2 protein-coding genes are annotated in these 2,361 nt (G+C 34.6%); both read right to left on the reverse strand.

Translation table 11 applies throughout. The features are described from left to right. Positions 1-602: 602 nt before the first annotated feature. A complete protein-coding gene (locus tag C9J34_RS22270) occupies positions 603-770 on the reverse strand; it encodes a hypothetical protein (protein ID WP_193768088.1) in 168 nt (55 codons plus the stop codon). A gap of 383 nt (positions 771-1,153) precedes the next feature. Then, positions 1,154-2,323 carry a hypothetical protein gene (locus C9J34_RS21580; RefSeq protein ID WP_107842205.1) on the reverse strand — a complete coding sequence of 390 codons (1,170 nt, stop codon included), beginning with the start codon at positions 2,321-2,323 and terminating at the stop codon, positions 1,154-1,156. Positions 2,324-2,361: the final 38 nt, after the last annotated feature.

Genomic DNA, 2,361 nt, shown 5'->3' on the forward strand with positions numbered 1-2,361 from the left:
ACGATTATAAACGTTTTACAGCTTATGTGAATCTCGTTGAAGAAATTTTGATTGATAGAATTGGTTATAAACCAAAAAGAATTGACGATAAGCTCTTAATAGCCTGGGCTAATCGAATCGGTTTAAAAGAATACTGATCTGTCTAAAGACAATAAGACTGCCATAAAGGCAGTCTCTTTTTTGTTTTTAAGTTTATTGATCTTTGCTGTTTTCTTCAGAACTTACGACATATTCAACTTCAGGTTTTGTATCTGGAATAATTAAAATCTCTTCCCAAATTGGATACTTCAATCCATTTTCATTCATGCTTAACTCTCCATTCCAGAAGCTATTTATATTCAAAATTATATCACATCATTTTTTGAGAGTGCCCACTTATACACCCTGAAATTTTAGGTGTTCATTGGGGGAGTGCCCATCTACACACCTTCAGTATTTTGATGGCCATAAGAATGTTGCACATTTAGCCTGAAGGGTCCTAAAACACAACGTGCAGGATAAAGAGTGGTATACTACCACTCTTAAAAGCGCTTCGCACTTGGGTTTAGACTGAATACAGCATGTTTTGAGTTTGTATACGAACCGTATTGAAGCTAGTTATATCAATGGGAAATCAGTACTTTACCTGGAAAATAGGTTTTTGAAAAAACCGGTTTCGATTGCTGCAGCTCCAATTGTTTTTCAGTTGAAGTTTCTTTTAATTGATGAACCAGGACACGATCATCCCTTTGTTTGATTTTACTATTTAGTTTTTCATCCATGGCAGCCAAACGGCTGCTCTTTTTTACTTTAAGGTGACTGTGATTTCGTAATTACTTACCAAGTATGCCTAACATATGTACTGCACGTGCAGTATTCCGAATATGACGGGTTGATGATGGGCTGCAAGTGCAGCCTGTGAGAATCCTAAAATGAGGCGAATTAGTAATAAAGAGATATGCGAGAAATTTTCAAAATTTAAACTGGAGGAAATTACAATGGAATTACAATACAAGGACTTAACGCTAAAACTGAATGCACGATTTATTGTGGCAGTAGGTACCTTATTCTCCACTCTATTTATGCTGTATCAGCAAGTTAATTGATTGCAACTTGGGAAATCCTAAACAAAAAGCACTCCAAATCGGAGTGCTTTTTGCAAGATTTAATCCTTTTATTGTTGGTTTAAATCTTCTAAATTCCATGTAAGAGGTATAGCAAAATAATCTTCCTCTAAATTAGTAACGCTATTATCTCCACTAACATCAGCTAAATAAACCTTTTCATTTAATTCTAAGCTAGAAATAGCATCTGATGAAATGTATCCCTGTAAATTGATATATCCTACGAAGTTATCTGTATCTTGTTCAAAGGCTTTCTCCACTCCTGCAATAGTGTGAGTGATTCTATCTCCGTTATTATCAATCGTTCTTGCTTGCAATAAATCAACATCAATTTTATGTTGATGTACAAGAGCTTGTACATCACCAAAACTTAAAGGCTCAGAAAATGTAACTGTGACTGCAATATCGTTTATTTTTTTAGATTTCAAAGCCTTTAGTTGTTCTTCTTGTTTATTTTTGTATGTTGAAATACCTGTTTCAGTTGTTTCTATTGCTTTATAATTTTCTATTGCTTTATATTCTGCAATAGCCTTTAAATCGGCCTCAACTGATGTATTTGTACTTGCTAAATTTAATTTTAGGGGTTGAATAGAAGCAAATGTGCCTCTATTATCTCCGTAAGTAAATGTATGTTGTACAGCCGTGGATTGAGTACAATTGTTATAGTCACTCAGCCCTTTTTTACTCATAGCAAATTGAGCTTGGATTTTACCACTATCACCTGAATCACCATCACGTTGATCTTTCCACTTAGTTGCCATCCAATATGCTGTGCTAGAAGCTACAGTTCCAAGTACAGTAACTTCTGATTCATCATTTGAACCAATGAAATTATTATCTTCTACATCTGTTTTAGGGTTTGGAAGATTAGTCGTAACTTGAGTTGCGGAAATTTCCAAATTACCAGAATCAGCCTTAGCCGTTTGATCCAAAGTTACGTATGCAGATGCATTATCACAAGCAGTGCCTGGATTATCGCCACCATTATTATAATCTTTTATATTCGTAACATTTGTACTATCAAACTTGAAATTAACTGTAGATTGCAAATAATGATTAGTCCCATCATAAATCATTGCCTGTGATCCACTACCGGATTTAGGCACATAACTTCCTTTACTGTAATCAGAATAACTCCATGCATAAGCGCTGTTTGTAGATAAAGTGAATAGTGTAAGACTTGTTGCTGCTATTGTTGCTAGAAGTGCCTTTTTTTTCATTTTCCTATACCTCCTAGATTATATGACCAATCTAATTT

Origin of the sequence: Metasolibacillus meyeri, assembly GCF_003049505.1 — a bacterium.
Lineage (GTDB): Bacteria > Bacillota > Bacilli > Bacillales_A > Planococcaceae > Metasolibacillus > Metasolibacillus meyeri.

Bases quoted from the DNA above. Each gene is read 5' to 3' on its own strand.
- C9J34_RS21580 (WP_107842205.1), bottom strand. From the start codon at position 2,323: ATGAAAAAAAAGGCACTTCTAGCAACAATAGCAGCAACAAGTCTTACA.